Consider the following 25,536-nt stretch of genomic DNA (forward strand, 5'->3'; position numbering starts at 1 on the left):
CCGTTCAGGTGAGTAAGCAGGAAGTACGCAGGCAGACGGAGTCTCGACGTCACCAGGGAGCGCAGAGCGTGCCAGGCATGGTCCCCACCACTCAGCCGGCCCTTCGGCCGCCCGGCGAACGGCGCCGGGCGCCGTCCCGGTACCTCCAGCCGCAGCCCGTCCACTCCGCCCTCGTCTGTGTGGCGTTACCGGCCCTCGCGGTCTCACCTGCCTCGGGGCAGCTGACCGGTGAAGGTCTGGAGGGCATTTACCGCGACGGCAGGCGGATCCTCTCCCATTGCGAAGTGCGCGCCGCGGGCGGTGAACCGCTCGTCGTCCAAGGGCGATTGACCGGCGCGGACCGCGCACGGTTCGTCGGGACGATCCGCAGAACGGGAGAGCGCGGCCCGGACCCGGAGATCCGGATGGAGCGGCTGAGGTCGGCCGACGGCATCGAGCGCATCACCTTCCGCAGCAGTTCAGCGCAGCCGGTTCGGCTGCCGGTCGAGATCCGGCTCGGCACGGACCTCGCCGAACTCGGTGCCGTTGCCGCCGGCGTCCCCGGGCCGGAGCTGCGGCCCGCGGTCCACGGCTCGGGCCTGCGCTGGTCCGGGGCGGGGGCGCACGCGGTGGTCACCGCGGTGCCCTCACCCCAGGACGCCCTGGCATCAGCGGGACTGCTGCGCTGGGAACTCGATCTGCCACCAGGCGGCCAACGCACCATCGAGCTGCGCGCTGTCCTCCAGCACGACCCCGATCAGCCATCCATCGCCCCCTACCCGGCCCGTTCCCGGCAGCTCGTGCCTTCCATCCCGAGCCCGCGAACCGGGCCGGCCCTGCCCCGGCCGCGCGGCGACCGGCCATCATGTCCCTGGTCACCCGCCCAGCTCGAGTGCGAGGACCAGCGGGCCGACGCCCTGTTTGCGGGCAGCCTCGACGACCTGCGCGGCTTGCTGCTGCGAGACCTGAACACCCCCACCGACGTCTACGTCGCCGGCGGATTCCCCTGGCGGTGCGGCCTCGCCCCGGCCGAGGCGCTGTGGACGGCCCGCATGCTGCTGCCGCTGGGCACCAGGCTGGCAGCCGGCACGCTGCGCACGCTCGCCCGCACTCAACAGGCCATGCCAGGGAGGGATTTCGGCCGAATTCCCGGTGCCCTCAGGGACGCGGGCCCGCACTCCCCGGCCAGCTGCACGGGCGTCGAAGCAACCTTGCTGTTTCCTGCCGTTCTCGCGGAGGCCCGCCGTTGGGGGCTGCCCGAACGGGACACCGAGCGGCTGCTGCCGGCAGCGGAGCGGTGCCTGACATGGCTGCGCACCGCGACGACGGCACCCACCGCGGGCCGCCGGAGTTACGTCCCCGACCCGGCGCCCGATGGCCCGTACCGCTGTGAGACCCAGGCCCACGCCCACCGTGCCGCCCTGTTGGGCGCAGACCTCCTGGACGCCTTCGGGCGCCCCGGGGCGACGGAGCTGCGCGACTGGGCAGCGGACCTCCGCGCACGCTTCCGCAGCGACTTCTGGCTGGAGGACCGTGCGGGTGGTCGCCCCGCCGCCCTGCTGCTCCGCGATGGCCGCCCGCTTCCGCACCTCGGCTCCACCGCGGCCCACCTTCTCGACACCGGCCTGCTCGGGGGCGGCAGTCTCGCTCCCGGCCTGCTGGACCGGGCGCAGACCGGTCAACTGGCCAGGCTGCTCGGCGGACCGGCGCTGGACTCCGGCTGGGGCCTGCGCGGACTCGGCGCGAAGGAGAACGGCTACAACCCCTTCGGCCACCGCAGCGGAGCCGTACGCGTCCATGAGACGGCGATCGCCGCCGCAGGGCTCGCCGCGGCCGGTCACGAGAAGGAAGCGGGCGCTCTGACCCGCGGCATCCTCGACGCGGCAGCAGGGTTCGGCCACCGGCTCCCGGAGATGTACGCAGGAGAGCAGCGCACCGCGGACGGCGTCCCGGTCCCGCACCCCGCGGCCTGCCGTCCCGCCGCGGTCGCGGCAGCCGGCGCCGTACAGATGCTGATCGCCCAGGCCGGGATCCGCCCCGATGCCCCCGCCGGCACCGTGGCCGTCCGCCCGCTCACCGGTGCCCCACTCGGCGCGATGCAGTTCACCAACCTGAGCGTCGCCGGGGAACCATTCGCCGTGCGAATCAGCAGGCTGGGAATGGGGGTGGTGGAGGCCGCAGCGGATCGTCTGCAACTCGGTTCGTAAGACCCTGAGGACCTGTTTATCGTCAGGCGGACGACTATGATCACGTCATGCCTCCCTACGACCCGTCGGCCTTCCCGCCGTTCGCCGTCACTGTCGATCTGGTCGTGCTCACCGTGCGCCGCCACGCCCTGTGCGCGTTGGCCGTGCGGCGTGGTGAGCCGCCGTTCCAGGGCCGTTGGGCTCTGCCCGGAGGATTCGTCCGGGCCGACGAGGATCTGGAGGAGGCCGCAGCCCGGGAACTCTCCGAGGAGACCGGTCTGCACGCCCACGACCCGGCGGCGCCACCGCCGGCGTACGGCGCCCATCTCGAACAGCTCGCCACCTACGGCGACCCCAAGCGCGATCCCCGGATGCGGGTCGTCAGCGTCGCGCACCTCGTCCTCGCCCCCGACCTGCCCGCCCCACGGGCCGGCGGGGATGCCCACAGCGCGCGCTGGGCGCCTGTGGAGACCCTCCTGGACCAGGAGGGCGCCCTCGCCCGCGAAAGCGACCAGGCGGCCCCGCTCGCCTTCGACCACGCCCAGATCCTCGACGACGGCGTCGAGCGGGCCCGCTCCAAGATCGAATACTCCTCGCTGGCCACCGCCTTCTGTCCGCAGGAGTTCACCGTCGGCGAGCTGCGAAGGGTGTACGAAGCGGTCTGGGGCGTCGCACTCGACCCCCGAAACTTCCACCGCAAGGTGACCGGGACCCCAGGCTTCCTGGTGCCCACGGGAGGCACGACGACTCGTCAGGGAGGGCGTCCCGCCCAACTGTTCAGAGCCGGCGGAGCCACGCTGCTCAACCCCCCGATGCTGCGCCCGGAGGTCTGAGCCGACCGTCAGGCGTGTCACCGCGCGGCATCGTGCATCGGGCGGAGGCGCTGCCCTGACGGGACACGAAAGCCCATCAAAAGCCCGAAAATACGGGCAATTAAGACATATGCGTTACTTTGGGTCGGTGAGCCCACTCGTACCCCCCGCTGCTTCCGAACGGTCTCACGCACCGCGAGGAACGCGATGATCCAGGCCATCGGGCTGACCGGCGAACCCCGTGGCGAACTGCCGCCCGCCGTGGACGACCTCACCTTCGAAGCGCGCCCGGGCCGGGTCACCGTGCTCCACGGCGCCGCGGCCGCCGGCAAGACCACCGCCCTGCGCCTGATGCTGCAGCTCGAATACGGCAGAGGCGTCGCACTGTTCCGTGGCCGCCCGCTGCACCGCGTCCCCAACCCCGCCCGCGAACTCGGCGTCGTCCTCGGCGACGTCCCCGGACACCCCTCCCGCACCGCCCGCGGGCATCTGCGGATGCTCAGTGCTGCCGCCGGGGTCCCCGCCGACCGCGCCGACGACGTGCTCGACCTCGTCGGCCTCAGCGGCCTCGCCGACCAGCGCCTGGGGGAGCTCTCCCGCGGCACGGACCGTCGACTGGCGCTGGCCGCCGCACTCATCGGCGACCCGCACACGCTCCTCCTCGACGAACCCGCCGAGGGAGTCTCACCACGCGAGCGCGCCTGGCTGCACGGCCTCCTGCGCGGCTACGCCGCCCAGGGCGGCGCCGTGCTCGTCACCTCCCGCAGCGCCAAGGAAGCCGCCCGGATCGCCGACCGCGTCGTCACCATCGAGGACGGCCGGCTCGTCGCCGACCAGGACGCCGCGGAATTCGCGAGCACCCGTCTGCGCCCCCGGGTCGTCGTCCGATCCCCGCACGCCGATCGCCTCGCCTCCCTCCTCGTCGACGAGTCCCAACGCGTCCACCCCGCCACGGATCCCGCCGTCGGCCGCACCATCGAGGTCGTACGGGAGAGCGGCAGCCGCATCGCCGTCTACGGCAGCAGCTGCGCCGCAGTGGGGGAGACCGCTTTCCGGCACGGGATCCTGGTGCACCAGCTCGCCGACGAGGTCGGCGACACCGCCCCTGTCACTCCCCTTCACCGCGCCGACGGCCGCCGCCCGGGTCCCGTGGACGAGCTTCCGCCGGCGCCCGGCATCAGCCCCACCACCCCGGAGCCGGCCCCGGACACGCCGGCCGAAACGTCGCTGGCGCCCCCAGGGGCGGTCTCCAGCACGCCTACCGGCGCCGGCGCTGATACGCCCTCGGGGACCCTCACCGTCCCGCTCGTCGACCCCATGGCATCCGTAGCGCTTCCGACACGGACATCGACGCCGTTCGTCGAGCGTCTCGCGATCCCTTGTCTGCCCGCTCCGGGGCCGACCTGGCCACTGCGCTACGAATTGCGTCGCACGGCGACAGACCGCACCGGCCTCGCAGCGGCCGTCGTCTCCCTGCTCGTGTCGCTCGTACTTGCCCTGCTGCTGGCCCGCCACGGGGACGCACCGATGTCCCGAGTGCTCACAGGCTGGCCCCGTCAACTGCCGTTCCCCCCGGCCGCGCTAGGGGCCGGACTGCTCGGAGCGCTCGCCTTCGGCCAGGAGTTCCGGTACCCGGCGCTGGCGCCGGAGGTCGGCACCGTGCCCCGGCGTCTGGGGCTGCTCGTCGCCAAACTCCTGGTCAGTGGCGGCTGCGCGCTGGCGCTGGGGTTGAGCGTGCTCGCCGCCGACGAGGTGTCGGCCCGCTTCGTGTTCGGTCCCGATTCCGTCAACAGCGTCGCCGAGTGGCCGGTGCTGGCGGCAGGGTGGATCGGCCTGCTGGTCGGCTGCGCCTGGGCGGGCGTGCTGGCAGCTTGCGTCTTCCGGTCCACCTCCATGGGGTTGGCGGCGGTCCTCGCTGTCCCCGTCCTGGTCGTGCCTTTGGTGCAGCGCGTGGTGGCCGAGCCCGCGGCTCGCTCCCTCGCCGGACTGCCCGGCCGCATGCGGGTGTCGGCTCCCGTTCAGTGGCCTTCCGGAATCGATCACGGAGTATCGGTTCTGCTCCGACTCGCGACCCAACCCGTCGGCAGCGCAATGGCGTTGTCGCTGACCGCTCTCATCTGCGCATATGCGTTCACGATGCGGCGCAGTCGAACGCATTGAGCGTGCGCGTGCCCGTTTCGCGACGCTGTTGCGACACTCGCTGCCCGCAATTCACCACAGAGAGGGCATTTCTTTACGATAAAGCGTCAATTACGAGATGACGGGCGATCACCCTTTCGTGTGCTTTTCACCAAAGACCTCAAGGGTCTTCAGGGTGTCGCCGACAAAAGATGCGTGAGTACCCTTGCGCACACCATGATGACCGCGGCTCGCCCCGGCGACACCGGCCTCGCAGGCCCGGGCGAGCTTGACCGCTACCCCTACGCCAGCGGCGCCAACGCCGCTGCCAACGCCGCCGGCGCGGATCGAGCCGAGCGCGTCTCGCAGGTCTGGGACAGCCCCGAAGCCGACATCGGCCGGACCGGTCGCCGCGCGGCGGGCAGCCGCGGCCGCGGCCTGCACGGCCAACTCGTCCAGCAGCTGGGGCAGATGATCGTCTCCGGCGATCTCGGCGCCGACCGTCCGCTCGTCCCCGAGGAGATCGGCCAGCGCTTCGAGGTCTCCCGCACCGTCGTCCGTGAATCGCTGCGCGTCCTCGAGGCCAAGGGCCTCGTCAGCGCACGCCCGAACGTCGGCACCCGCGTCCGGCCGGTCAGCGACTGGAATCTCCTCGACCCCGACATCATCGAGTGGCGGGCGTACGGACCCCAGCGCGACGACCAGCGCCGTGAGCTGTGCGAGCTGCGCTGGACGATCGAACCGCTCGCCGCCCGCCTCGCCGCCGGCCACGGTCGGGAGGACGTCCAGCAGCGGCTCACCGACATGGTCGAGATCATGGGCCACTCCGCCGCCCAGGGCGACACCATGACGTTCACCCGCGCCGACGCGGAGTTCCACTCCCTGCTGCTGCAGCTCGCAGGCAACCGCATGCTCGAACACCTCTCCGGCATCGTCTCCTCCGCCCTCCACGTCTCCGGAGGCCCGGCCGGTGGCTGCGAGCGCCCCATCGAGACGTCCGTCGGCCAGCACATGCGGATCGTCGACGCCATCGGTTCCGGCGACGCCACGGCCGCCGAGTCCGCGATGCGCCAGCTGCTCGCCGCCCACGGCGAGCCCGGCGGCCAGGGCTCCGGAGCGCCCGTGGACCACGTCGTCCCCGCGCCGCGCGAGCACTGAAGGTCCGTACCCGAGCGTGTACGGAGCGTGGACGCCGCGTGATCGCGGTGCCCCGCGGGCCTCTGCGGCGAGGTGCCGTGCATGTCGAGGACGCAGGATTGCCGGATCCGGGGCGTCGCCGGATCCGGCAATGGGGTCTTGGGAGGGTTGCATGTCATATGACCGGGAAGGGGTCGTTATGAGGTGTGACTCGGGCCACGCAGATTGGGCGTAACGCTCTTCAAGGAAGCGCGATGACTAAAGAGGTGATAGCCGAGGAGGGAATGCGGACGGCGTTCGTGACGCTGTTCAACTCCCCGGTTACCCCCGCGCCGTCGGTCCATCCCCACCGGCGGTCGTCGGCTCCGATCCGCAGTATGGACGGGGTCGGAAGCCGTTTCCATCGTTCCGAGAGGTTGTTCGTGTCGGCCAGCACATCCCGTACGCTCCCGCCGGAGATCGCCGAGTCCGAGTCTGTGATGGCGCTCATCGAGCGGGGAAAGGCAGATGGGCAGATCGCCGGCGATGACGTGCGTCGGGCCTTCGAGGCTGACCAGATTCCGCCAACCCAGTGGAAGAACGTTCTGCGCAGCCTCAACCAGATCCTCGACGAGGAGGGTGTGACGCTGATGGTCAGTGCCGCAGAGGCGCCCAAGCGCACCCGCAAGAGCGTCGCAGCGAAGAGTCCGGCAAAACGCACCGCCACCAAGACCGTCGCGGCCAAGGCCGCCACGGTGAAGAAGGCCACCGCCGCGGCCGCCGCCCCTGTGGGGGACGAGCCGGTGGGTGAGTCCGAGTCCGCGCCTGCGAAGAAGGCAGCGGCGAAGAAGGCGACCGCGAAGAAGGCGGTCGCGAAGAAGACCACGGCCAAGAAGGCCACGGCGAAGAAGACCGCGTCCAAGAAGGACGTCGACGAGCTGCTCGACGACGAGGCGACCGAGGAGACCCCCGCGCCCGGCAAGGGCGAGGCCCCCGAGGCCGCCGAGGGTACCGAGAACGCCGGCTTCGTCCTGTCCGACGACGACGAGGACGACGCCCCCGCGCAGCAGGTCGCAGCGGCCGGCGCCACCGCCGACCCGGTCAAGGACTACCTCAAGCAGATCGGCAAGGTCCCGCTCCTCAACGCCGAGCAGGAGGTCGAGCTCGCCAAGCGCATCGAGGCAGGCCTGTTCGCCGAGGACAAGCTGGCCACCGAGGAGAAGATCGCCCCCAAGCTCAAGCGTGAGCTGGAGATCATCGCCCAGGACGGCCGCCGGGCCAAGAACCACCTCCTGGAGGCCAACCTCCGACTGGTCGTCTCCCTGGCCAAGCGGTACACCGGCCGCGGCATGCTCTTCCTGGACCTGATCCAGGAGGGCAACCTCGGTCTGATCCGCGCGGTCGAGAAGTTCGACTACACCAAGGGCTACAAGTTCTCGACCTACGCGACGTGGTGGATCCGCCAGGCCATCACCCGCGCCATGGCCGACCAGGCCCGCACCATCCGTATCCCCGTCCACATGGTCGAGGTCATCAACAAGCTCGCGCGCGTCCAGCGCCAGATGCTCCAGGACCTGGGCCGTGAGCCCACCCCGGAGGAGCTGGCCAAGGAACTCGACATGACCCCTGAGAAGGTCATCGAGGTCCAGAAGTACGGTCGCGAGCCGATTTCGCTGCACACCCCGCTCGGCGAGGACGGCGACAGCGAGTTCGGTGACCTCATCGAGGACTCCGAGGCGGTCGTCCCGGCCGACGCGGTCAGCTTCACGCTTCTGCAGGAGCAGCTGCACTCGGTGCTGGACACCCTCTCCGAGCGTGAGGCCGGCGTGGTTTCCATGCGCTTCGGCCTCACCGACGGCCAGCCCAAGACGCTGGACGAGATCGGCAAGGTCTACGGCGTCACGCGTGAGCGGATCCGTCAGATCGAGTCCAAGACGATGTCGAAGCTGCGTCACCCGTCGCGGTCGCAGGTTCTGCGCGACTACCTCGACTAGCCGAACCGGCACGGACGACGCCGCGAGCCCGGTCCCTCCTTGGTGGAGGGGCCGGGCTCGCGGCCGTCCGGGGTGCGGGGCGCGGCCGTTTGGGTCACGCTGGGTGGGCGACCACTGTCCCAGAGTCAGGAGTCCGTATGCGCCCGTCCGCCCACGCCCTCCTCGGAGCTCTCACGCTGATCCTCGCCACACCGACCTCGGCAGCCGCGGACGGATCGGTGGTGGGCGGCAAGCCCGTACCGATCTCGCAGAGCCCATGGGCGGTGGCTCTCTCGTCTCACGACCGGTTCGGGACGGAGCGCTCAGGTCAGTTCTGCGGGGGCGTGCTCGTAGGGCGCTCGACGGTGGTCACGGCCGCGCACTGCCTGAGCAAGGAGGTGCTGGGCGTGCCCTGGCGACAGGTCCGAGACCTGCGGATCGTGATCGGACGGGACGACCTCGCACGCGGCGGCGGCCAGGAGATCAAGCCCGCGAAGGTCTGGGTGAACCCGGGCTACAACAGCTGGACGAACGAGGGCGACATGGCCGTCCTTACCCTGGAGAGGGCGGTCAGCAACCGGCCGATTGCAATAGCCGGCCAGGACGACGCCGCTTACCGGCCGGGCGGCGTCGCCGAGGTCTACGGCTGGGGGGACACCACGGGGGAGGGCAGCTATGCGTCACGGCTGCGGGCGGCACGCGTCAATGTGCTGCAGGACTCGGTCTGCGCGCGGGCCTATCCAGGCAGCGCAGACGGCACGTACAAGGCCGCGTCCATGCTCTGCGCCGGGGAGCCCAGCGGAGGTCGGGACGCCTGTCAGGGGGACAGCGGGGGGCCTCTGGTGGCGCAGGGGCGGCTGGTAGGGGTGGTGTCGTGGGGGACCGGATGCGGTCAGGCCGGCAATCCGGGGGTCTACACGCGTGCCTCGTCGATGCTCCCGGCGGTATCGGCTCACGGAGCCGGCTGAGGGAGCGGAGGGGCCAGGCGTTCCTGGACATGCGAGTGCGGGCGGTCTCCCCGGTGGTGTCCGGGGAGGCCGCCCGCAGCACGGCCCTAGGCCGCTACTCGCTCGTCGTGGATGCGATGTGTCAGCGGTCCTCGTCGGTCGCAGACGCCGGAGGGGCGGTCAGCCGCTCCGTCTCGTCCTGTATTTCCGCGGCGATCTTCTTGAGTTCTGGCTCGAACTTGCGACCGTGGTGGGCGCAGAAGAGCAGTTCTCCGCCGGACATCAGGACGACGCGCAGGTATGCCTGGGCGCCGCAGCGGTCGCAGCGGTCAGCGGCCGTCAGCGGGCTCGCGGGTGTCAGAACAGTAGTCACGTCGCCTCTTCTCTAGCTCGACGAGCTGTCGTACCAGGGTCAACATCCAACCAGGCCGAAAACGTTCCCGCTCGTGCCTTTTCCTCGAAAAAAGTTCTTCGAGAGGCCGGGTGCTGCCGGGTGGCGGCGAATGAGCCGTATTGCTTGGTGGTCTGATTCACATGGGTTGGGGGGTCCGTCCGCCCGGCTGGCTTGCCGGGTTGTTGATGAGGACGTGCCCGGAGCCTAAATGGTTCATGCCTGGAAGGGAACGTGATGTGCACGTCATCCCGACGTCACCCCTTCGAGGGATCGAACGCACGAGCGAAATTCTACTACCATGGCCAACCTCATGGGTGGCGTCACATCGGCTCTACCAGGCCTCGGTACCCTCTGACCGGCGACCACCGCCACAACAGAGTCCGCGGAATGCGGACTGCCAGAAATTCAGCGAGGAGCGAACCGCGTGACCGCCGAGATGTCCGTGCCGTCCACCGCAGTGCTGACCGGGGCAGACCGGGACGGATCCAATTACACCGCGCGGCATCTGCTCGTCCTCGAGGGCTTGGAAGCCGTCCGCAAGCGCCCTGGCATGTACATCGGCTCGACGGACAGTCGCGGCCTGATGCACTGCCTGTGGGAAATCATCGACAACTCGGTCGACGAGGCGCTGGGCGGCTATTGCGACCACATCGAGGTGATCCTCCACGACGACGCGTCGGTGGAGGTCCGCGACAACGGCCGCGGCATTCCCGTCGACGTCGAGCCCAAGACGGGACTCAGCGGCGTCGAGGTCGTGATGACCAAGCTGCACGCTGGCGGAAAGTTCGGTGGCGGCTCCTACGCCGCCTCCGGCGGCCTGCACGGCGTCGGCGCCTCGGTCGTCAACGCGCTCTCCGCGCGACTCGACGTCGAGGTGGACCGCAACAGCAAGACCCACGCCATCAGCTTCCGCCGCGGCGTCCCCGGCATCTTCACCGAATCGGGCCCGGACGCCCCCTTCGACCCCGGAAACGGCCTGCTCAAGGGCAAGCGGGTCGCCAAGGCGAAGACCGGCACCCGCGTCCGGTACTGGGCTGACCGGCAGATCTTCCTCAAGGACGCCAAGCTCTCCCTGGAGACGCTCTACTCCCGCGCACGCCAGACCGCGTTTCTCGTGCCCGGCCTGACCATCGTGGTCCGCGACGAGCGCGGCATCGACGGCGCCGGCAAGTCGGAGGAGGTCTTCCGCTACGACGGCGGCATCAGCGAATTCTGCGAGTACCTCGCGCAGGACAAGAGCATCTGTGAGGTTCTGCGACTGACCGGCCAGGGAACCTTCAAGGAGACCGTGCCCGTCCTGGACGACCGCGGCCATATGACACCCACCGAAGTCACCCGGGAACTCGGCGTCGACATCGCGCTGCGCTGGGGCACCGGCTACGACTCGACGGTCAAGTCCTTCGTCAACATCATCGCGACGCCCAAGGGCGGCACGCACGTCTCCGGCTTCGAGCGCTCCATCACCAAGACGGTCAACGAGGTGCTCCGGTCGAGCAAGCTGCTGCGCGTCGCCGAGGACGACGTCGTCAAGGACGATGCGATGGAGGGTCTCACCGCCGTCGTGACCGTACGGCTGGCCGAGCCGCAGTTCGAGGGCCAGACCAAGGAGGTGCTCGGCACGTCCGCCGCCTCCCGCATCGTCGCCCAGGTGGTGAGCAAGGAGCTCAAGGCGCATCTGACCTCCACGAAGCGGGATGCCAAGCAGCAGGCCCGCTCCGTTCTGGAGAAGGTCGTGGCCGCGGCCCGCACCCGCATCGCCGCCCGCCAGCACAAGGAGGCGCAGCGCCGGAAGACGGCGCTGGAGTCCTCCTCGCTGCCGGCCAAGCTCGCCGACTGCCGCAGCGACAACGTCGACCGCAGTGAACTCTTCATCGTCGAGGGCGACTCGGCGCTGGGTACCGCGAAGCTGGCGCGCAACTCGGAATTCCAGGCGCTGCTGCCCATCCGAGGCAAGATCCTGAACGTCCAGAAGTCATCGATTTCGGACATGCTCAAGAACGCCGAATGCGGTTCGATCATCCAGGTCATAGGAGCCGGGTCCGGCCGGACCTTCGACATCGACGCCGCCCGCTACGGCAAGGTCATCTTCCTCGCGGACGCGGACGTCGACGGAGCCCACATCCGCTGCCTGCTGTTGACCCTCTTCCAGCGCTACATGCGGCCCATGGTCGAACAGGGCCGGGTCTTCTCCGCTGTTCCGCCACTGCACCGCGTGGAGCTGACCAACCCCAAAAAGGGTCAGGAAAAGTACATCTACACCTACTCCGACAACGAGCTGCGCCAGACGCTGCTGGAGCTGCAGCGCAAGAACGTCCGCTACAAGGACAGCATCCAGCGCTACAAGGGCCTGGGTGAGATGGACGCCGACCAGCTCGCCGAAACCACCATGGACCCGCGCCACCGCACCCTGCGCCGTATCAACATCAGCGATCTCGAAGCGGCGGAGAAGGCCTTCGACCTCCTCATGGGCAACGAGGTGGCCCCCCGTAAGGAGTTCATCACCAACTCCGCCTCCACTCTCGACCGTTCGCGCATCGACACCTGAGTCGACCGCGGTTCCGCACGGGCGCCTGTTCACCCAAGGGTGGAGGGGCGCCCGTCGCTCGTACCCGTTCGCCGATCCACATCCGTTCCTGCACATGTGTCGCATTGGTTGCAGCGGACCTCGTGATCGACCCTTGCCCCGGTTCCGGGTAGGGGCCGCCCCCGGTGACCCGTCGCGCGTGCCGTCACAGCCTCTCGCAGCCGCCCGGATCGTCCATCACCTGATGGGGTGAAGCATTCGGAATGAAGAGTCCGGGATCTTCCTTTCTGTCCATCCTTGGGGCGCATCGTCAACAGGCCCGTGCAACAAGGAGTGTTCCGTGGACAAGCAGGACGGCCATGTGGCCGGGGAGCCAGGAGCCGTGCGGCTGGACGACCCTTGGTACGACAGCCTTGCTTCCGGGTGGGGAGAGTCGGACGATGCGGCCGACGAGAGGGACGAGGAACGTGGCAAGGCGGCCTCCCCGGTGCCGGCATCGCGCTCCGCAGCGCACGACGAGGTGTATCTGACGGTCCAGCGAAGCGCCGCATTCCAGCAAGTGCGACGCCGCTACCGAGGATTCGTCGTACCCGCCACGGCCCTCTTCCTCACGTGGTACCTCGCCTACGTCATCGCGGCCACGGTTGCCCCCGGCCTCATGGCTCACCGCATCGTCGGCGCGCTCAACGTCGCGATGTTCGCCGGGCTCGGGCAGTTCGCCACCACCTTTCTGCTCACCTGGGCGTACGCACGGCATGCAAGGCTGCGCCGGGACAGCGCGGCGCTCGACATCCGCTGGGAGACCCAGGAGATGACCGGGGGGAACGTCCGTTGACCAGCGACCACCAGACCCTGGCGCTGGCTCTGTTCAGCGCGTTCATCGCTCTCACGCTCGCCATCACCACGTGGGCGAGCCGCCGCAGGCAAGGCTCCGCCGAAGAGTTCTACACGGGCGGCAGGCTTTTCTCCCCGATGGAGAACGGTTTCGCCATCGCGGGCGACTACATGTCCGCCGCCTCCTTCCTCGGCATCTCCGGGCTGATCGCCCTCTTCGGCTACGACGGCCTGCTGTACTCCGTCGGCTTCCTCGTGGCCTGGCTTGTCGTGCTCTTCCTCGTCGCCGAACTGGTCCGCAACTGCGGCAGATTCACCCTCGCGGATGTCGTCGCCGCCCGAATGAGGGAACGACCGGTCCGCATCGCCGTGGGAGCCGCATCGGTCACGGTGTCGGTGCTTTACCTGGTGGCGCAGATGGTCGGTGCGGGCAGTCTCGTGGCGCTGCTTCTGGGCGGGGCGGGGGCGCATGCCCGCACCTGGATGGTGATCGGTGTCGGCGCCCTGATGGTGGTGTACGTCGCCTTCGGTGGCATGCGCGCCACCACCTGGATCCAGATCGTCAAAGCGGTCCTTCTCCTGGGCGGCGCCGTCGCACTGACCGTCCTGGTAGTGGTCCGCTTTCACGGCGACATCAACTCACTGCTCAACACCGCAGCTGAACGCAGTGGCCACGGAAGGGACTTCCTCGCACCGGGCCTCAAATACGGCGGCAGCTGGATCTCGCGGCTGGACTTCATCAGCCTCGGCATCGCCCTTGTCCTGGGGACGGCAGGGCTTCCGCACATCCTGGCCCGCTTCTACACCGTGCCAACGGCACGCGCCGCCCGCCGCTCCGTCGTCTGGGCCATCGGCCTGATCGGCGGCTTCTACCTGATGACCATCGTGCTGGGCTTCGGTGCCGCTGCGGTCCTCGGCAGCGATGCCGTCCGTGCGTCCAACACCGGAGGCAACACCGCGGTGCCGCTGCTCGCCATGGACCTCGGAGGCGGCGCCGGTTCGACTGGAGGAACGGTTCTGTTCGCGGTGGTTGCCGCGGTTGCCTTTGCCACCATCCTGGCGGTGGTCGCCGGCATCACGCTCGCCTCATCCGCCTCAGTGGCGCACGATCTGTATGCCTCGATGCGTCGCTCCGGCGGCACGACCCAGCAGCGGCAGCGCGGTGAGGTGGCAGTGGCGCGTGTGGCGGCGGTGGGCGTCGGTGCCATCGCCATCGGCCTCGCCCTGCTGGCGCAGGATTTGAACGTGGCCTTCCTCGTGGGCCTCGCCTTCGCCGTCGCCGCTTCCGCCAACCTGCCGGTTCTGCTGTACGCCCTCTTCTGGCGCGGCTTCACGACGCGCGGCGCTGTCTGGGCGGTCTACGGCGGCCTCATCCCGGCGGTTGCGCTCGTCGTCCTCTCGCCGGTGGTCTCGGGCGGCCCGGAGTCGCTCTTCCCAGGCCTGGACTTCGCGCTCTTTCCCCTGCAGAACCCCGGAATGGTGTCGATTCCGCTGGGCTTCCTGATGGGATGGCTCGGCACGGTGTTCTCCCCGTTGGCCGCTGATGAAGCGCGGCACGCGGAGACCGAGGTCCGAGCGCTCACGGGGGCAGGGGCGGCTTAGGAACCTGGCTGGCGCGTTCGGCCTGGGCAGTTGGGTGTCTGGGGCGAGACGGAGGCTGAGGTGAACCGGCGTTCAGGCCCACTCGTAACGGTGCTCGGGGCGACCCGTTTCGCCGTATCTGAGCGTGAGGCGGACTCGACCGGTGCGCTCCAGGAGCTTGAGGTAGCGCTGTGCGGTCTGCCGGCTCAGTCCGGCTTGGAGCGCGACGTCCTGCGCGGACAGCGGGGCCTCCGCGGTGCGCAGCACCGAGCGCACCCGGTCGGCTGTGGCGGTGGAGTGCCCCTTGGGCAATTCGGTGGGGGCGGCATTGACGCCCCCGAGTGCCCCGAAGATGCGGTCGACTTCGGACTGCTCCGCCTGGCCACCTCCTTCGAACGTGCGGTGCAGGGTGGCGTAGCCCTCCAGCTTGGAGCGCAGGCCTGCGAAGGTGAAAGGCTTGACCAGGTACTGCAGGGCTCCGTGCCGCATCGCTGCCTGAACGGTCGCGATGTCGCGGGCCGCCGTCACCATGATCACGTCGGTGAGCAGTCCGCGTCGACGCAGTTCGCCCACTAGGTGGAGACCTGTCTCATCGGGGAGGTAGTGGTCCAGGAGGATCAGGTCGACGTGGTGTGTGTCGAGGGCGGCAAGCGCCTGGGAAGCGCTATGGGCGAGGCAACTGACGCGGAACCCGGCGACCTTTGCCACGTACGCCGCGTTGATCTGCGCGACCCGTACATCGTCGTCCACGACCAGTACGTCGATCATCGGTCTGCTCCCGTGGCCTCTTCGGGGCGGTGAGTGCCCCAGGTGTCATCGGTGCCCGCATCACCCGCCCCGGAGCCCGCGAGCGACTCTTGGCGGAGAGCATCCCGCGCCGTGGAAAGGTCGTCGGAGAGTGCGTCGGGCACAGTGACAGTGAACACCGCGCCGCCACCTGGGCGCTCACCTACCTCGGCGCTCCCTCCGTAGCGCTCAGCGAGGCGTCGTACGAGAGCGAGTCCGATGCCGCGCTGACCGTGAGCCGGCGGTTCCTTGGTTGTCCAGCCTTCGGTGAAGATCTCGGCGCGACGGGCTTCGGGCACGCCGGGGCCGTTGTCGCTCACACGAATGACCGCGGTCTGTCCATCGGCCCTGACCTCAACCTCGACCTGCGCGTCACGTCTGGCTGCCGTCGCATCCAGGGCGTTGTCGACGAGATTGCCGAGCACAGTGACCAGGCTGGTCGGGTCGATCAAGCGGTCAGGGAGATGGGAGTCGGCGGAGATGCACAGAGCGGCGCCGCGCTCGGTGGCGACGGTGGCCTTACCGACCAAGAGGGCTGCCAACAACGGATCGTGAATGCGCTCCGTGACCTGTTCCGCCGTGGCCCTGTGTACACCCACCGCCTCGGTTACGAATTCCACGGCCTCTTCATGAAGCCCGAGCTCGAGGAGTCCGAGCAGTGTGTGCAGTCGGTTGGCGTGCTCGTGGTCCTGGGCGCGGAGGGCGTCGATCAAGCCGCGAGTGCCGTCCAGTTCGCGTCCCAGCCGCTCCAGCTCGGTGCGGTCGCGCAAGGTGATGACGGCGCCGCCGTCGTCGGTTGGCATGCGGTTCGCCACCAGTACACGTTGGCCGCTGACGGCAAGGAGGTCGGCGCCGGACACGCGGCCGGCCAGTACGTCCGTCGTGCGGCTCGGGGGCAGGACCTCGTCCAGGGGGCGGCCGGTGTCGTCCGCATGCAGGTCGAGCAGTCGTTGCGCCTCGTCGTTCATCAGGCGGATCCGGCCGTGCTTGTCGAGCGCGACGAAACCCTCACGTATGCCGTGCAGCATTGCCTCGCGCTCGGTGAGCAGAGCCGAGATGTCGGAGAAGGCCAGGTCGTGGGTGCGGCGCTGAAGTCGACGGGACACGAGATAGGCAGCCAGAGCGCCTACGGCGAGCGCGCCGCCCGCGTAGGCGAGGAGCTCGGGAACGGTGGAGAGCAACCGCTCCTGCACGCTCTCGTAGGCAATGCCGACGGACACCGCGCCGACGACCTTGCCGTCCTCGTCGCGCAAGGGAACCTTGCCCCTGGCAGAGCGGCCGAGAGTGCCGTTGTCGATCTGCATGACCTCTTGACCAGAGAGCGCTGCACTCGGGTCGGTGGAGACATGACGACCGATCTCGTCCGGGTCGGTGTGTGACCAGCGGACCCCGCGCTCGTCCATGATCACCACGTACTCGGCGCCGGTAGCGGCACGTATGTGCTCTGCCTCGTTCTGGACGGGGCCATGGCGCGACGGACGAGAGGACTCCAGGGCATCGTCGAGACGGGGCTGGGCCGCGGTTGTCTGAGCGATTGCGAGGGCGCGGCGCATCGCCTGATCGTCGAGTTCGGCACTCAGGGGCGCGAGGAACAAGCCCGTTGCGAGAGCGGTGACCCCGGTGGCGATGGCCATTTGCATCATCAGCACTTGGGAGAAGACTCGGCGTGGCCACCCCAGGCGGGGCCGGGTCATGGGAAGCCAGGCCTTTCGGCGTCGAGTCTCGTGCTGTGAAGGGTCTGCTGGATGGCGGCTACGGCCAGGTACCTCGGCAGCGCTCCGCTCGTCGGCCGGGGCAGTGGGGCGGACTACGTCCTGCGGAATCGGCGCAGGGCCCGAGAGCTCTTCAGCGCTCGGGCGTGTGGCTCGTCCATGCGTCTCGCCCATATGAACGAACAGTAAGCGGGCTGGCTACCGGGTCGGTAGTTCCTTCGGCCGCGACTTCGGAGCGTGGCCGAGCGGCGACTGGCTCGCATGGCCGGTGGGGCGTGGAGCGGCCCCGAGAGTTATCCACAGGGCTTTCGGTGGCGGATCTTGCGCGCATAGCGTCGAAGGGTGATGCCGAGGTCGTGTCGCCGAGCCTACTCAGAGTGGGCCGGTGATGGCTGCGGGGCCGAGCGGCATGGCGAAGCGCTTTGTTGCGGTGCGAGGGCAGACGGTTTGACTGTGGCGGGTGGCGAGCGGGGTCCGCGTGGAGGAGCCGATCGGGCACGAGGGACGGACGGAGGGGTGGGGTTATGTGGTTGATGGGGGACCAGGCGTGTAGGCGCCGAGGAGCGACGAGGCGGGGCGCTGCCCGCCCGATTGGGGTATTGCAGGCCGTGGGGCCGATGCTCGGGCTGGGGCTCACGGTGACGTGGGGAGTGGCAATCGGCATGGCATTCGCGTGCGGCTTGGGGGCGGGAGTCGCGCCTCGCAGGGACGCCTGCCGTTGTCGGTCCCGAGGGGGAGCGTCGGACGGTGGCGCCCGGGCGTCAGCCGAGAGAAAGGTAAGCGGGAGCGTGGAGCGCCGGAGCGCCGGCTCCCGAGACCGGGGTGATGGCCGTGACGGTCATACGAGCCGGTGGGCCGAGCGGCGCACCACAGCTGGCGGGCGCCGGAGCACCGTCGGACCGCTGCTCCACCGTGACGCGCCAGGCACTGCCGTCGGAATGCGCGACGCAGACAGCCCACGTAGGGGGACCGACGGCGTTCGGGTCGCCACCGGGCGCCGAGCTGTGGGGCCGCCTCGATTCGGGCCGCACCGTGTCGGTCCCTACGACGTCGAGTGCGTCCGCCCGCTCCTCGCGAAGCAGCTCGCGGACGGCGAGGTCGGCGGCCTGGGCCGGCCTGTCCCACGCCGAGCGGCCGCGGCAGTGGTCGATCGTGATCCGTCCGTCGCGCGCCGCTTCCACAGCATCCTTGACGAGATGTGCCGAGGCTCGGCCGTAGGCGTAGCCGTAGGGGAGAACGAAAAGGGTGGGGGAGAAGCGGTGGCCTCCGATGTGGGTGACTTCCCACACCTCGGTTCCGCTCCGGGAGAGCTCGGCGGCCAGAGGGCGGCCAAGGAGGGCGCAGCAGCGGTCCCGCTTGCCGTTCGTGCAGACGAGAACCAGCGGTTCGCCGGTGTACGGCTCCCACAGGCCCCGGTGGTCTCCTGCGCCCAAACCGGCGAAGTCCAGGTCGAGAGCCGCTCTCGGGTCGGTGACGGTGGTCGTCCGGATCCAGGAGCGGCCGGGGGCGGTGTGTGCGAGGAACAGTCGGCGTCGAGGGGCCCCATAGCAGTCGGCATGACGTCCGGGCCGACGGATCAGGGCGACGCGTACATCCGTACCGTCTGTCGCGGTCTCCAGGGCCCGGCCGATGTCAGGATCGAGGTGGCTGTCCGTCAGCGCTTTGGCTCCCCAGGGCCCGGTCTGCTCGATCAGGAGCCAGGTTCGGGCGGTAGCCGCGGTTCCGGCCAACGTTTCAGCCGATTCACGGGAAGCGGTAGCGCATGTGCTCACAAAGGTGAGCCTAACTCGTCGCGTCCGAGGTCGACGGATGGGAGTCCGCGCAGAGGAGCCACGCGTCGAGTGCCGGGCTGAGGGCAGTCGTCTGCGTCACGGCAACGGCTGGGGTGGGCGGGGGCCCTGGTACTGCCCGCTGGGACGCATCCGCAGGGGGCGCTCCCCGTACTCCTCCAAGGCGTGGGCGATCCAGCCGGCCGTACGAGCGATGGCGAAAACCGTTTCGCCGGCCTCTGCAGGCATCTCCGCCGACACGGTGAGTACTGCCAGCGCGAGGTCGACGTTGGCATGCAGCTCCGTGTGCCGGGCGGTAGTGGCGATCACTTGGCGAGCGGCCTCCAGTGTCGGACGGGCCTCCGGCACGTTCTCCAGCAGTGCGAAGAGCGCAGCCGCCCGAGGGTCTTCCCCCGGATAGAGGCGGTGTCCAAGGCCGGGTACTCGACGCCCCGCCCGCAGGTGATCAGCGACGACCGCAGCTGCGCTGCCCCGTTCCAGCACCTCGTGCAGCATCCGGTGGGCGAGACCGCTCGCCGCGCCGTGCAGCGCTCCGTCCAGCGCTCCGAAGCCGGCGGAGACGATCGCGTAGGGGTGGGCACGCGCCGACGCGGCTACCCGGGCCGCAAGGGTCGAGGCGGCGAGGTCGTGGTCGATGAGCAGTACGAGTGCTGCATCCAGAACGCGAAGCGCAGCCGTGTCGGCCCGCGCGGTGGTGAGGCGGGACCACAGCCGGGGAGCGAGTGATCCATCGTCGGGCTCGGCGTTGGTTCGTGACGGCAGGGCGTCGACCAAGGTCGGGACGAGGCTCCGGGCGGTGTCGAGGACGGTGTCCTCCGAAAGGTCGAAACGCAGCGGGTCGGCGGCCGCTGCGGCGATCACGGCGACTCTCAGGCGGTCCATCGGACCGCTGTGTTCCGGCAATGCCTGTACGGCGCGGCGAGCCGCTGCCAGAGCCTCTGCGGGCGCGGTGAAGCGAATGCCGCGTCGCATTTCGCCCGTCCACAGCCACTCGGCGACTTCCTCGTAGTCGTAGTGGGCGGCGAGCTCTGAGGTGTCGACGCCGCGGAAGTAGCAGTGGTCACGTTCGATGAGCGTGATGCCTGTGCGGACGGTCAGCTCGCCGCCGGACCCGGACGGTTCGCGTCGGCTGCCGCGTCGTGACAGCGCATCGACCTCCTTGGCGTCGAATGTGCTGCCGCGGCCCCCCGGTTCTCGTCGACTCGTCAGCTGGCCGCGGCTGACGTACGCGTACACCGTCTCGGGCTTCACCCCGAGCCGGTCGGCTGCCTCCCGAGTGCTCAGCCGCGAGCCGGATGTGTCGCCGACCGTGTCTTGATCCGCCATGTCACCACCGTATCCATCAGTGTCCATATTGATGGAATCAACATTGACAAGAGTTTAGCCAAACATGGACAGTCGAATCAATGTTGCAGGAGGATGAGCAAGGAGAGCTGCCATGTCGATCACTGAGGCGAACGCCCCCATCGATGCGCCCCGCGGGCTCGCGGGCGTCATCGTTACCGAGACCGAACTGGGTGATGTCCGGGGTCGTGAGGGCTTCTACCATTACCGCCAGTACTCGGCGGTGGAGCTGGCCACGGCCCGCACTTTTGAAGACGTCTGGTACCTGATGTTTCACGGGGCCCTGCCGAACGCGGCACAGCTTGCTGCCTTCAAGGCCGAGACCGCGGCCTTGCGCGTGCTGCCCGCGGCCCTCCGCGATGCGCTCCCCGGGATCGCCAAGGCGGGAGCACTGTCCGGTCCGCTCGCCGGGCTGCGCGCCTCGCTCTCCCTGCTCGGTGCTTCGGCCGGCTTCCGCCCGCTCTACGACATCGACGACGACCACCGCCGTGCGGACGCGCTCGCCGCCTGTGCCGCCGTCCCGACGCTCCTCACCGCCCTCCACCGGCTCGGGCAGGGGGAGCAGCCCGTCGAGCCCCGCGCGGATCTGAGTCATGCCGCCAACTACCTCTACATGCTCACCGGCCAGGAGCCCGACCCCGAGCGTGTACGGGCGGTCGAGGCGTACCTGATCTCCACCATCGACCACGGCTTCAACGCCTCGACGTTCACCGCCCGAGTGATCGCCTCCACCGGGGCCGACCTCGCCGCCTGCCTCGGCGGCGCCGTCGGCGCTCTCTCCGGTCCGCTGCACGGCGGCGCCCCGAGCCGGGCTCTGGACACCCTGGACGCCATCGGTACGCCGGACCGCATCGACACGTGGATCCGCGACCGGGTGTTGAGGGGCGAGCGCATCATGGGGTTCGGCCACCCCGTCTACCGCACCGAGGACCCGCGCTCACGGATGCTCCGCGGTATCGCGGAGGAGTTCGGAGGCCCGCTGGTGGAGTTCGCGGTCCAGGTGGAGGCGCGGGTCGAGGCGCTGCTGGCCGAACTCAAGCCCGGGCGCGAGCTGCACACCAATGTGGAGTTCTACGCGGGCGTCGTCATGGAGCTGTGCGGTCTGCCGCGTGAGATGTTCACTCCCACCTTCTGTGCGGCCCGTGTGGTCGGCTGGAGTGCCAACATCCTGGAGCAGGCACAGGACTCGAAGATCATTCGTCCGGCGGCGCGGTACGTCGGTCCGCCCCCGCCGCAGCCGGTGCCGGCGGTGGGTGTCGCGACGGGCTGACGGTAGACGGCTTGTAGGCCGGGGGCGGGCCGGCGCCAGCGGTGGTGGGGGACAAGGCGATGGCGATCGATCTGCGCGGACCCTCAAGCATTGCCGCGCTCGGCCCAGCGCCGCGGTGTTGTCCCCAGCCGCCCTGCCCCACACACCGGCCCGGCCTCCCCGGCCCCGGTCCCCGGTCCCCCGGCCCCCGCAGCCGTCCGCGCCCCCACACCTGCCCGTACACCCAGGCCTCCTCGCTCCCCTCCCGACCGCCGTGCGCGGCTTCGCCGTGCTGGGTTCCGTTACGATCGACAGCTCGTTCGCCGCCGGTCCGCGCGGCTCGCCACCCGCACATGGAGGCGCCCCTTGGCCACGCAACAGATCCCGGTCGTCGTGCTCGCGGGCTTCCTCGGGTCGGGCAAGACGACCCTCCTCAACCACCTGCTCGCCGCAGGCGATGGCACCCGCATCGGGGCGATCGTCAATGACTTCGGCAGCATCGAGATCGATGCCATGACCGTCGCGGGGCAGGTCGACTCGATGGTCTCGCTCGGCAACGGCTGTCTGTGCTGCGCGGTCGACACCAGTGAACTGGACACCTACCTGGAGCGGCTCGCCCGCCCCGCCGCTCGTATCGACGTGATCGTCATCGAGGCCAGCGGTTTGGCGGAGCCCCAGGAAATGATCCGCATGATTCTGGCCAGTGAGAACGATCGGATCGTGTACGGCGGACTGGTCGAGGTGGTCGACGCAGCCGAGTTCGCCGCAACCCGCGTCCGCCACCCGGAGCTGGACCGGCATGTGCGCATCGCCGACCTCGTGGTGCTGAACAAGGCTGACCGGATCGACGATTCGGCGCGCCAGGGCCTCATGGCCACCCTCGCGGACCTCGCCCCCGGCCGCCCGGTGATGAGCGCCGCGTACGGGCGCATCGACCCGGAGTTGCTCTTCGACCGCGGAGCCGGCGAGGAGTACGACGCGGCTGTGCGTCAGCTGTCCTTCGAGGACCTCCTGCGCGAAGCCTCCGCGGTGGAGCGCGCGGCCCCGGGCAGCCACGGCACCCACCACGCCGACCACTGCGACCTCACCGAGCACGAAGGCTGCGCCCACCACGCCGACGACCCGGCTAACGCGAGCCACGCGGCGCATCTGCACTCCGCCTACCAGAGCGTGGAGTTCACCTCCGGTGAGCCGATGAACCCACGTCGACTTATGGACTTTCTCGACAGTCGGCCCACCGGCCTCTACCGCATCAAGGGCTTCGTCCACTTCGACGTCCCCGGAAGCCGGCAGAAGTTCACCGTGCACGCCGTAGGTGACTTCCTGCGCTTCTACCCCTCGCCCTGGGGCCGGGACGAGGAACGCAGCACTCAACTCGTCCTGATCGGCAGCGGCATCGACGCCGAGGCGCTTCGCAAGGCGCTCGCAGGGTGCCGTGAAGAGCCTTCGCCGGCGAGCGAGGGTCCCGGGGCGCCGGAACGCCCCACATCGGAGGACAGCATGTGGGGCGTTCTGCGGTACGTGGCTTCCCGCGAGGAGTGACGAGGTGGCCCGCGCCGTACGGCGCGGGCCGGCATCGACCGCCTACACCGGTCCTGCCAGCGCGGCCACCTGCTTCGTCAGCGGCACACCGGATCCGTCGCGCCGCGGATCGACCTCGGGCAGCTCCAGGGGAGCACCCTTCGCGTCCGCCGCCCGGACCGGTGCGGCACCGGCCCACGCCAGCGTCAGGCAGTCCTCGCCCTTCAGGAACCGCTGGCAGCGCACACCGCCGGTCGCGCGGCCCTTGCGCGGGTACTGGTCGAACGGGGTCAGCTTGGCGGTCGCCACGGAGTCGTCCAAGGTGCCGTGCGAACCGGCGACCGTGAAGACCATCGCGTCCGAGGCCGGGTCGACGACGGAGAAGTGGATCACCTTCGTGTCCTCGCCCAGCTTGATGCCGGTCATACCGCCGGCCGGCCGGCCCTGGGGCCGTACCTGCGAGGCCTGGTAGCGCAGCAGCTGCGCCTCGTCGGTGATGAAGACCAGGTCCTCCTCACCGGTACGCAGTTCCGCCGCGCCGACGATGCGGTCGCCGTCGCGGAGGCTGATGACCTCCAACTCGTCCTTGTTGGCCGGATAGTCGGGCACCACCCGCTTCACGACGCCCTGTTCCGTGCCGATCGCCAGGCCAGGGGAGGACTCGTCCAGCGTCGTCAGGCAGACCAGCGTCTCGCCGTCCTGCAGGGTCAGGAACTCCGCCAGCGGCGCGCCACCGGAGAGGCTGGGCGCCGACGCGGTGTCCGGGAGCTGCGGCAGATCGATCACCGCGATCCGCAGCAGCCGGCCGGTGGACGTCACCGCGCCCACTTCGCCGCGGGTCGTCGCAGGCACCGCGGAGACGATCGCGTCGTGCTTCACGCGCTTGGCGTCGGTGTCGTAGGGCACCTCGCCGGTGGCCGTGCGCGCCAGGAGGCCCGTCGAGGACAGCAGCACCCGGCACGGGTCGTCGGAGACCTCGAGCGGCACCGCCGCGAGGGAGGCGCCGGACGACTCCAGCAGCACCGTGCGGCGCTCCGTGCCGTACTTCTTCGCGACCGCGGCCAGCTCGCCGGAGACCAGCTTGCGCAGCTCCGTGTCCGACTCCAGGATCCGGGTCAGTTCCTCGATCTCGGACTTCAGCCGGTCGCGCTCCGACTCCAGCTCGATGCGGTCGAACTTCGTCAGCCGGCGCAGCGGCGTGTCGAGGATGTACTGCGTCTGGATGTCGCTCAGCGAGAACCGCTCGATCAGCCGCTCCTTGGCCTGCGCGCTGTTCTCGCTGGAGCGGATGAGCCGGATGACCTCGTCGATGTCGACCAGGGCGGTCAGCAGCCCCTCCACCAGGTGGAGGCGGTCGCGCCGCTTGCCGCGGCGGAACTCGCTGCGCCGGCGCACCACGTTGAAGCGGTGGTCGACGTAGACCTCCAGCAGCTCCTTGAGGCCCAGGGTCAGGGGCTGGCCGTCCACCAGCGCGACGTTGTTGATGCCGAAGGACTCCTCCAGCGGGGTGAGCTTGTAGAGCTGCTCCAGGACGGCCTCCGGGTTGAAGCCGTTCTTGATCTCGATCACCAGCCGCAGACCGTGCTCGCGGTCGGTGAGGTCCTTGACGTCCGCGATGCCCTGCAGCCGCTTCGCGCCGACGAGGTCCTTGATCTTGGAGATGACCTTCTCGGGACCGACGGTGAAGGGGAGTTCGGTGACGACCAGGCCCTTGCGGCGGGCCGTGACGTTCTCCACTGTGGCCGTGGCGCGGATCTTGAACGAGCCGCGGCCCTTCTCGTACGCGTCGCGCACGCCGCCCAGGCCGACGATCCGGCCGCCGGTCGGCAGGTCCGGTCCCGGCACGAACCGCATCAGGGTGTCGAGGTCGGCGCCCGGATGCTTGATCAGGTGGCGGGCGGCGGCGATGACCTCGCCGAGGTTGTGCGGCGGCATGTTCGTCGCCATGCCGACGGCGATGCCGGTGGCGCCGTTGACCAGGAGGTTCGGGTAGGCGGCGGGCAGGGCTACGGGCTCCTGCTCCTGGCCGTCGTAGTTGGGGCTGAAGTCGACGGTGTCCTCTTCGATGGACTCCGTCATCAGCGACGTCGCGGAGGCCATCCGGCACTCGGTGTACCGCATCGCGGCGGGCGGGTCGTCGTTGCCCAGCGAGCCGAAGTTGCCGTGGCCGTCCACCAGCGGCAGCCGCATCGAGAACGGCTGCGCCATCCGCACCAACGCGTCGTAGATGGAGGCGTCGCCGTGCGGATGGAGCTTACCCATCACCTCGCCGACCACCCGGGCGCACTTGACGTAGCTGCGCTCGGGCCGCAGGCCCATCTCGTTCATTTGGTACAGGATGCGGCGGTGCACGGGCTTGAGACCGTCGCGGGCGTCCGGCAGGGCGCGGGAGTAGATGACCGAATACGCGTACTCGAGGAAGGAACCCTGCATCTCGTCGACGACGTCGATGTCGAGGATCCTCTCCTCGAAGTCGTCCGGCGGCGGGGTCTTCGTGCTGCGGCGGGCCATCGCGGCTGCGGCTCCTTCTGCTGCGTCTACTGCCGATGTTGGATCAACCAGCTGGGGATCAACCGGTGAGTCTGCCTGAGTCTGACGCGGACCATTGTGGACCGCCCCACTGACAACGCCGACCGCGACTCCCCCTTCGGCCGACGAGGGAGCGGCGCG

At 69.6% G+C, this 25,536-nt stretch carries 17 protein-coding genes; 11 read left to right on the plus strand and 6 right to left on the minus strand.

Going from position 1 to position 25,536, the window contains the following annotated elements; translation table 11 throughout:
* Positions 1 to 179 precede the first annotated feature (179 nt).
* The 6 genes from ACGFZW_RS14105 to ACGFZW_RS14130 all read left to right on the plus strand — a co-directional run bounded on the left by ACGFZW_RS14105 (position 180) and on the right by ACGFZW_RS14130 (position 9,152).
* Positions 180 to 2,186, plus strand: a complete 2,007-nt coding sequence (locus ACGFZW_RS14105; protein WP_393893672.1) for a glycogen debranching N-terminal domain-containing protein — start codon at positions 180 to 182, stop codon at positions 2,184 to 2,186.
* 47 nt (positions 2,187 to 2,233) lie between these two features.
* Positions 2,234 to 2,998 carry an NUDIX domain-containing protein gene (locus ACGFZW_RS14110; RefSeq protein WP_393893355.1) on the plus strand — a complete coding sequence of 255 codons (765 nt, stop codon included), beginning with the start codon at positions 2,234 to 2,236 and terminating at the stop codon, positions 2,996 to 2,998.
* A 186-nt stretch (positions 2,999 to 3,184) separates the two neighbouring features.
* Positions 3,185 to 5,137 (plus strand): ATP-binding cassette domain-containing protein, encoded by a 1,953-nt coding sequence (locus tag ACGFZW_RS14115; RefSeq protein ID WP_393893356.1) that lies wholly within the window; start codon positions 3,185 to 3,187, stop codon positions 5,135 to 5,137.
* Between the two features lie 120 nt (positions 5,138 to 5,257).
* Entirely contained in the window at positions 5,258 to 6,253 is a 996-nt protein-coding gene (locus ACGFZW_RS14120) for a FadR/GntR family transcriptional regulator (protein ID WP_393893357.1), read from the plus strand.
* A 395-nt stretch (positions 6,254 to 6,648) separates the two neighbouring features.
* Positions 6,649 to 8,205 (plus strand): RNA polymerase sigma factor, encoded by a 1,557-nt coding sequence (locus ACGFZW_RS14125; protein WP_393893673.1) that lies wholly within the window; start codon positions 6,649 to 6,651, stop codon positions 8,203 to 8,205.
* Between the two features lie 137 nt (positions 8,206 to 8,342).
* Positions 8,343 to 9,152, plus strand: coding sequence for a S1 family peptidase (locus ACGFZW_RS14130; RefSeq protein WP_393893358.1), 810 nt, complete (start codon positions 8,343 to 8,345; stop codon positions 9,150 to 9,152).
* Between the two features lie 121 nt (positions 9,153 to 9,273).
* Here ACGFZW_RS14130 and ACGFZW_RS14135 read toward each other — a convergent pair whose 3' ends face one another.
* On the minus strand, positions 9,274 to 9,504 hold the full coding sequence (locus ACGFZW_RS14135; protein ID WP_393893359.1) for a hypothetical protein: 231 nt from the start codon (positions 9,502 to 9,504) through the stop codon (positions 9,274 to 9,276).
* Positions 9,505 to 9,949: 445 nt separating this feature from the next.
* On the opposite strand from ACGFZW_RS14135, the gene ACGFZW_RS14140 reads away from it, so the two are divergent.
* From ACGFZW_RS14140 to ACGFZW_RS14150, 3 genes are all read left to right on the plus strand, one after another.
* On the plus strand, positions 9,950 to 12,070 hold the full coding sequence (locus tag ACGFZW_RS14140) for a type IIA DNA topoisomerase subunit B (RefSeq protein WP_393893360.1): 2,121 nt from the start codon (positions 9,950 to 9,952) through the stop codon (positions 12,068 to 12,070).
* 319 nt (positions 12,071 to 12,389) lie between these two features.
* Positions 12,390 to 12,884 carry a DUF485 domain-containing protein gene (locus ACGFZW_RS14145; protein WP_393893361.1) on the plus strand — a complete coding sequence of 165 codons (495 nt, stop codon included), beginning with the start codon at positions 12,390 to 12,392 and terminating at the stop codon, positions 12,882 to 12,884.
* On the plus strand, positions 12,881 to 14,485 hold the full coding sequence (locus tag ACGFZW_RS14150; protein ID WP_393893362.1) for a cation acetate symporter: 1,605 nt from the start codon (positions 12,881 to 12,883) through the stop codon (positions 14,483 to 14,485). The genes ACGFZW_RS14145 and ACGFZW_RS14150 overlap by 4 nt, the downstream gene beginning before the upstream one ends.
* Before the next feature lie 72 nt (positions 14,486 to 14,557).
* On the opposite strand, the gene ACGFZW_RS14155 is transcribed toward ACGFZW_RS14150, so the two are convergent.
* The 4 genes from ACGFZW_RS14155 to ACGFZW_RS14170 form a co-directional block, all read right to left on the minus strand.
* Positions 14,558 to 15,232, minus strand: a complete 675-nt coding sequence (locus ACGFZW_RS14155; protein WP_393893363.1) for a response regulator — start codon at positions 15,230 to 15,232, stop codon at positions 14,558 to 14,560.
* Entirely contained in the window at positions 15,229 to 16,893 is a 1,665-nt protein-coding gene (locus ACGFZW_RS14160; RefSeq protein WP_393893674.1) for an ATP-binding protein, read from the minus strand. The genes ACGFZW_RS14155 and ACGFZW_RS14160 overlap by 4 nt, the downstream gene beginning before the upstream one ends.
* Before the next feature lie 830 nt (positions 16,894 to 17,723).
* The gene (locus ACGFZW_RS14165) at positions 17,724 to 18,734 is read right to left on the minus strand and encodes a sucrase ferredoxin (protein WP_393893364.1); all 1,011 of its coding nucleotides are present in this window, start codon (positions 18,732 to 18,734) and stop codon (positions 17,724 to 17,726) included.
* A gap of 96 nt (positions 18,735 to 18,830) precedes the next feature.
* The gene (locus ACGFZW_RS14170; RefSeq protein WP_393893365.1) at positions 18,831 to 20,078 is read right to left on the minus strand and encodes a citrate/2-methylcitrate synthase; all 1,248 of its coding nucleotides are present in this window, start codon (positions 20,076 to 20,078) and stop codon (positions 18,831 to 18,833) included.
* Between the two features lie 112 nt (positions 20,079 to 20,190).
* Here ACGFZW_RS14170 and ACGFZW_RS14175 point away from each other — a divergent pair, with 112 nt between their 5' ends.
* Positions 20,191 to 21,366 (plus strand): citrate synthase/methylcitrate synthase, encoded by a 1,176-nt coding sequence (locus ACGFZW_RS14175; protein ID WP_393893366.1) that lies wholly within the window; start codon positions 20,191 to 20,193, stop codon positions 21,364 to 21,366.
* A gap of 345 nt (positions 21,367 to 21,711) precedes the next feature.
* The gene (locus tag ACGFZW_RS14180) at positions 21,712 to 22,887 is read left to right on the plus strand and encodes a CobW family GTP-binding protein (RefSeq protein ID WP_393893367.1); all 1,176 of its coding nucleotides are present in this window, start codon (positions 21,712 to 21,714) and stop codon (positions 22,885 to 22,887) included.
* A gap of 42 nt (positions 22,888 to 22,929) precedes the next feature.
* Here the strand turns inward: ACGFZW_RS14180 and ACGFZW_RS14185 are convergent, their stop codons facing one another.
* A complete protein-coding gene (locus tag ACGFZW_RS14185; protein WP_393893368.1) occupies positions 22,930 to 25,377 on the minus strand; it encodes a DNA topoisomerase (ATP-hydrolyzing) subunit A in 2,448 nt (815 codons plus the stop codon).
* Positions 25,378 to 25,536 lie beyond the last annotated feature (159 nt).

It is taken from the genome of Streptomyces sp. NPDC048248 (genome assembly GCF_043201875.1).
Taxonomy (GTDB): domain Bacteria; phylum Actinomycetota; class Actinomycetes; order Streptomycetales; family Streptomycetaceae; genus Streptomyces.